The 5,616-nt window shown below is 69.4% G+C and carries 4 protein-coding genes and 1 pseudogene; 2 read left to right on the top strand and 3 right to left on the bottom strand.

The genetic code is table 11. The annotated features are described in order from the left end of the window. Positions 1-108: 108 nt before the first annotated feature. Together ADK66_RS25395 and ADK66_RS25390 are read right to left on the bottom strand one after the other, a co-directional pair. The gene (locus tag ADK66_RS25395) at positions 109-828 is read right to left on the bottom strand and encodes an ABC transporter permease (RefSeq protein ID WP_053659588.1); all 720 of its coding nucleotides are present in this window, start codon (positions 826-828) and stop codon (positions 109-111) included. Positions 829-844: 16 nt separating this feature from the next. Next, positions 845-1,741 (bottom strand): ABC transporter ATP-binding protein, encoded by an 897-nt coding sequence (locus ADK66_RS25390; RefSeq protein ID WP_053659585.1) that lies wholly within the window; start codon positions 1,739-1,741, stop codon positions 845-847. 339 nt (positions 1,742-2,080) lie between these two features. On the opposite strand from ADK66_RS25390, the gene ADK66_RS25385 reads away from it, so the two are divergent. Then, a complete protein-coding gene (locus ADK66_RS25385) occupies positions 2,081-4,816 on the top strand; it encodes an AAA family ATPase (protein ID WP_053659584.1) in 2,736 nt (911 codons plus the stop codon). Between the two features lie 187 nt (positions 4,817-5,003). Here ADK66_RS25385 and ADK66_RS25380 read toward each other — a convergent pair whose 3' ends face one another. Beyond that, a complete protein-coding gene (locus ADK66_RS25380; protein WP_304438235.1) occupies positions 5,004-5,450 on the bottom strand; it encodes an ATP-binding protein in 447 nt (148 codons plus the stop codon). 11 nt (positions 5,451-5,461) lie between these two features. On the opposite strand from ADK66_RS25380, the pseudogene ADK66_RS32455 reads away from it, so the two are divergent. Beyond that, a pseudogene (locus ADK66_RS32455) lies at positions 5,462-5,616 on the top strand (elongation factor Tu); the annotation flags it as partial.

The raw sequence follows: 5,616 nt of genomic DNA, 5'->3' as shown, positions 1-5,616 counted from the left end.
GGTGCTGTTCTCGGTCCCGACGGCGATGAATCCCATGATCGTTTCCCTCCTGTTGTCGCATACCGGGTGGTGGTGTCCGCGTTGGACGTCGTTGTCGTGGCCCGACGCCTATCGACGGGGCTCCCAGCGGAACATCCGCGCGGCCAATACGATCGCCACCACCATCCAGCCCAGGGTCGGCGCCAGCAGGAGGATGGAGTCGGCGAGTGGGACCCCGCCGTTCCAGGCGTTGACGACCAGCTCGGTGGCCGAGCCGCCGGGCAGTATCCGTTTCAGCAGCGCAAGGCTCTCGGTGCCGGTGATCCCGACCCAACTGGCCACGGCGACCACAGCCAGACTGAGCGGAAGCGTGGTGACCTGCGCGTGCTCCGGGGAGTTCGTGACCCCGGCAGTGGCGATCGCGAACGCGAGCATCATCACCAACGTCGCGGCCAGGGCCGCCGCCACCAGTGCGGGGTTGGCGGGGGTTCGGCCCACGCCGGCGAACACGACGAGGATCACCGTCACCTGGACGGTCGCGATGACGCTGATCGGGAGCACCAGACCGGTCAGGATCGTCGCGTCACTGGCGGCGGTGGACCTGAGCCGCTTGAGGAAGAGGTTCTGCCGGCGAGCTGCCAGGGTGGTCACCGTGGTGGCGTAGAGACCGAACGCGGCGATGGTGAAGATGAGCACTGCCGCGACGTAGCCGAGGCTGCCGATCCGGCTGAACGTGTCGCGGTAACTGATGAAGAAGATGCTCACCGCCACGGGCACGATCAAGCTATTGATCAGCACGGCACGGTTTCGGAGGAGCTGGATGAGCTCGCCCTGCGCGATGGGGAACATGGGCAATCCTTCGAGGTCAGGAGGGTACGGACTCGGTGCCGACGGCGCGGAAGACATCGTCCAGCCGGGTCGGTGCGGCGGACAGTCCCGCCAGCTCGACCATGTGAGCGTCCGCCCAGTCGAGCAGCGTCTTGAGGTCCCGCTGAAGGTCGAACGTGTCGATCGTGTAGGAACCGTCGGCCGTCGGAGCGGGTCGCAGCGGCAGCGCCGGGGCACCGGGTGGCAGCGAGAACCGGATGGATGCCGGCAGGGTCTGAGTCAGCTCGGGCAGCGTGCCCTGGCGGCGGAAGACGCCCTGGTGCATCAGGCCGATGCGGTCGGCCCGCTGCTGCGCCTCCTCCAGGTAGTGCGTGGTGAGCACGACCGTGGCGCCGTCCTCGCGTAACTGCCGAACGGTCTCCCACAGGGCGTCCCGTGACTGGATGTCCAGCCCGGTGGTGGGTTCGTCCAGGATGATCAGCTCCGGCCGCCCGTACACGGCGGTGGCGAAGTCCAATCGCCGCTTCTCTCCGCCGGAAAGCTGCGCCACCCGGGTGTCGGCCCGGTGGGCGAGATCGACCAGATCGAGCACCCTCGCCACGGTGTCCTGACGTTCGGAGAGCCGGCCGATCAGCCGGACCGACTCGGCAACGGTGAGGTCGGCGGCGAAGCCGCTCTCCTGCAACATGATCCCCATCCTGGGACGTACCGCGCGCCGGTCGGTGGGACTCCTGCCGAAGACACGCACCGTGCCCGCCGACACCGTCCGGTGACCCTCGATGACCTCGAGGGTCGAGGTCTTGCCGGCTCCGTTGGTGCCGAGGAGTGCGTAGAGCTCCCCGCGGGCGACCTGGAACGAGAGGTCCTTGACGGCGTGGAACTCGCCGTAGGTGACATTCAGTTGGTCGACTTCGATGACTGGGTTGACGGGCATCTCGGATCCTTTCGTCTTCGGCACAAGACTTCCGTCACTGGCGGCACCATCGCATCGGTGTGAACGCCTTAGCTCGCACCGTCAGCTCACCGTGTCGGGTGCGAGCTGGTCGCTGGCGGTGCGAGTAGCAGGCGAGGGGCGGCCGGTACGCGGTTGACCAGCGATGAAAGCCGTGGGCCTGGGGCCCGCCTCGACCTGCGGCATCCGCTTCGTCAGCCGCTTCGTGTGGAGGTCACGGGCTTGTTGCGGCGATCAAGATCAGGAATAATTGCGGTTCGCGTCGGTGAGAACTACCTAACTCCGGCCCGACGGACCTCAACCAGCCTCGGATGGAACGAAATGACCGACCTTCTCGGCCGGCGCGCGGAGCGCATCGCCATCGAGCACCTGCTCGCCCAGGTTCAAGCCGGACGCAGCGGGAAGCTGGTGGTGTGCGGGGAAGCGGGCATCGGGAAGACCGCGATCCTGGAGTACACCCGTGGCGTCGCGGTCGGATCGGGGTTCCGGGTGGAGCACTCGGTCGGAGCGGAGTCCGAGGAGCTGTTCGCGTTCGCCGGTCTGCATCAGCTGTGCAGGCCGCTGCTGGACCGCGCGGCTCCGCTGCCCGAGCCGCAGCAGGCCGCCCTCGGCGTGGCGTTCGGCCTACGCGACGGGCCTGCGCCGGACCGGTTCCTGGTCGGGCTGGCCACCCTCAACCTGCTGGCCGAGGTCGCCGAGGACGGGCCGCTGTTGTGCCTCGTCGACGATGCGCAATGGCTGGACGAGGCTTCCGGGCAGGTGCTGGCGTTCGTGGCACGTCGGTTGGCAGCCGAGCAGGTGGCGCTGGTGTTCGCGCTACGCGACGCCAGCACCAGTCACCCGTTCTCCGGATTGCCTGAGCTGAGCCTGGGCGGACTCGGTGAGCCCGACGCCCGGATGCTGCTGACGGCCGCGGTCCGCGCACCGCTGGACGGCCGGGTACGCGATCGGATCGTCGCCGAAGCGCGCGGCAACCCGCTGGCGCTGCTGGAACTCCCCCGCAGTACGCGGCCCACCCAGCTGGCCGGCGGGTTCGAGCTGCCCGACGCCCTCAGCGTCCCGTATCGCGTCGAGGACGAATTCCGGCGCCGCTCCGACGATCTGCCCCCCGACACCCAACTGCTACTGCTGGTCGCCGCCGCCGAGCCGACCGGCGACGTGACACTGCTGTGGCGCGCCGCCGCCGAGCTGAGGATCGCCCGCGAGGCGGCCGCACCCGCAGAAGCCGCCGGACTGCTCGAGATCGATACCAGGGTGCGGTTCTGTCATCCGTTGGCGCGTTCGGCGGTCTACCGGGCCACCACGCCGCCCGACCACCGCCGCGCCCACGGCGCCCTGGCCGCCGCCATCGACCCGCAGACCAACCCGGACCGGCGCGCCTGGCACCGCGCACAAGCGGTCCTGGGCACCGACGAGGGAGCCGCCGCGGAGCTGGAGCGCTCGGCGGACCGGGCGCGGGCCCGTGGCGGGCTGGCCGCCGCAGCCGCATTCCTGCAGCGCGCGGCAGCCCTCACCCCCGATCACGCCACCCGTGCTCGGCGGATGCTGGGAGCCGCCCGCGCCAAGCACGAGGCCGGCGCGTCCGACAGCGCGCTGGACCTGCTCACGACGGCACCGCTCGAGCCGCTGGATTCCCTGCAACGCGCGCATCTCGACCTATTGCGAGCCCAGATCGCCTTCCACCTGACCCGAGGCACCGAGGTGCCGGGCATGCTGATGGATGCCGCCAAGGCACTCGCCCCGTTGGACGCTGCGCTGTCCCGCGAGACCTACCTACATGCGCTGGATGCGGCGATCATCAACGGAGGGGGTGACGCGGCGCGCATCGCCGAAGCGGCCTTGGCCGCCCCCGCACCCGGGACGCCGACGCGACCGGTGGACCTGCTCCTCGACGGGCTCACGACGACCTTGAGCAAGGGCTGTGCGGCGGGAGTGCCAGGTCTACGGCTCGCGTTGGAAGCGTTCCGCGACGGCCCGCAGGCGGAATCTGTGCAGTGCAGCCAGAGCGACCGGTGGCTGTGGCTGGCCGGCCGCAACGCCGTGGCGATCCTCGACGACGAGCTGCTCCATGTGCTGGCCAGCCGCAACGTCCAGCTCGCTCGTGAGGCCGGCGCGCTGGCGACGCTCCCCGCCGCACTGAACTTCCTGTCCATCACATCGGTCCTGACGGGCGATCTCGCCCGCGCCGACGAGCTGGCCACCGAGGCCACGGTGATCACACAGGCCACCGGGGGCGTGCCGTTGCGCCATGCTCGCGTCATTCTCCACGCCTGGCGTGGTGACCAAGCCGAGACCACCGCGCTCGACGCCACCGTCGCCAGCGATGACACCTACCCCGACGAGGGCGCGGAGGTCTCCCTGGCTCAGTACGCGATGGCAGTGCTCCACAACGGGTTGGGCAACTACTCGGTCGCGCAGGAAGCGGCGACGAGGGCGTGCAGGTCTGACGAACCGTCGATCAGCAGCGCGTGCCTACCCGAGCTCATCGAGGCTTCCGTCCGTGCCGGCGAGCCGGCACGAGCAGCGCTCGCACTAGAGCAGTTCACCTCACTCGCAGTTGCGTGCGGCACCACGTGGGCGCTGGGCCTGGCCGCGCGCTCACGAGCGCTGACCAGCGCAGGGCCTGATGCCGAGGAGCACTACCGCGAAGCGATCGAACGGCTCGGAAAGTCCCGGATGGCCGGCGACGCGGCTCGTGCTCGGCTCGTCTACGGCGAGTGGCTGCGCCGCGAAGGGCGGCGCCAGGACGCGCGCGACCAACTCCACACCGCCCATCAACTGCTGTCGGACATGGGCGCGGGCGCATTCGCCGAGCGGGCCGCCCGCGAACTCCGCGCCACCGGCGAACACCCACGAAGGCGCACCGCCCACCCGACCGACGCCCTCACCCCACACGAGGTGCACATCGCCCGGCTGGTAGCCACCGGGGCGACCTCCCGGGAGATCGGCGCACAACTGTTCCTCAGTCCCCGCACCATCGAAGCCCACCTGCGCAACATCTTCCGCAAACTCGGCATCACCTCCCGCCGGCAACTCAAAGATGTGCGGCTGCCCTGAGCGGGCCGGCACCCCGCCGCCGTCTGCGAGATTCACAAGCGTCTCCACACCGAAGTAGACCGCAGGTTCGGTGGACGGGGCCTAGCCGGTGTCAACGGTCATTTGGATCGCCGGGTGGGCGGACGTCGGGCGTCCGGGTGGGCGGACAGCTTTTCTCCGGGTGGGCGGGCATGAGATTGGTTCTTGGTTAGGTCAGGGGCAGGACTCCTTTTCCGGCGAGTGCCTCGGCGAGGCGGTGGCTGTCGCCTTTGGTCAGGACCAGGTGGGCGTGGTGCAGGAGCCGGTCGACGGTCGCGGTGGCGAGGGTCTTGGGCATGATCGTGTCGAAGCCGCTGGGGTGGATGTTTCTGGTCACGGCGATGGACCTGCGTTCGTAGGCGGCGTCGATGACGCGGTAGAACGCTTCTGCGGCGTCCTGACCTGCGGGTAGCATGCCGATGTCGTCGACGATGATCAGGTCGACGCCGCAGATCCGGGCGATGGTCCGGGCGACGGACCCGTCGACATTCGCTTTCCCGATGGTCTGCGTCAGCGTTTCGAGGGTGAACCAGGCGACCCGCATGTCGGACTCGATCGCCGCGGCGGCCAGGCCTTCGACGAAGTATGATTTGCCGGTCCCGGAGGGGCCGGACACGACGAGGTTCTCGTGCCGGCCGATCCACGCCGCACCAACGGTTCCGGGCCAGGCTCTATGCGCTGAGCACCGCCGAGGGCGGGCGTCACACGCCGTTTCTCGCCAACTACCGGCCGCAGTTCTACTTCCGCACCACCGACGTGGTCGGGTCGGTAGACCTCGGTGA

The organism is Micromonospora sp. NRRL B-16802, assembly GCF_001279555.1.
Lineage (GTDB): Bacteria > Actinomycetota > Actinomycetes > Mycobacteriales > Micromonosporaceae > Micromonospora > Micromonospora profundi.
This window is presented reverse-complemented; position numbering and strand designations above follow the sequence as displayed.

Excerpts from the sequence above, each read along its gene's own strand:
- ADK66_RS25395 (WP_053659588.1), bottom strand. The coding sequence starts at position 828 with ATGTTCCCCATCGCGCAGGGCGAGCTCATCCAGCTCCTCCGAAACCGT.
- ADK66_RS25390 (WP_053659585.1), bottom strand. The coding sequence starts at position 1,741 with ATGCCCGTCAACCCAGTCATCGAAGTCGACCAACTGAATGTCACCTAC.
- ADK66_RS25385 (WP_053659584.1), top strand. The coding sequence starts at position 2,081 with ATGACCGACCTTCTCGGCCGGCGCGCGGAGCGCATCGCCATCGAGCAC.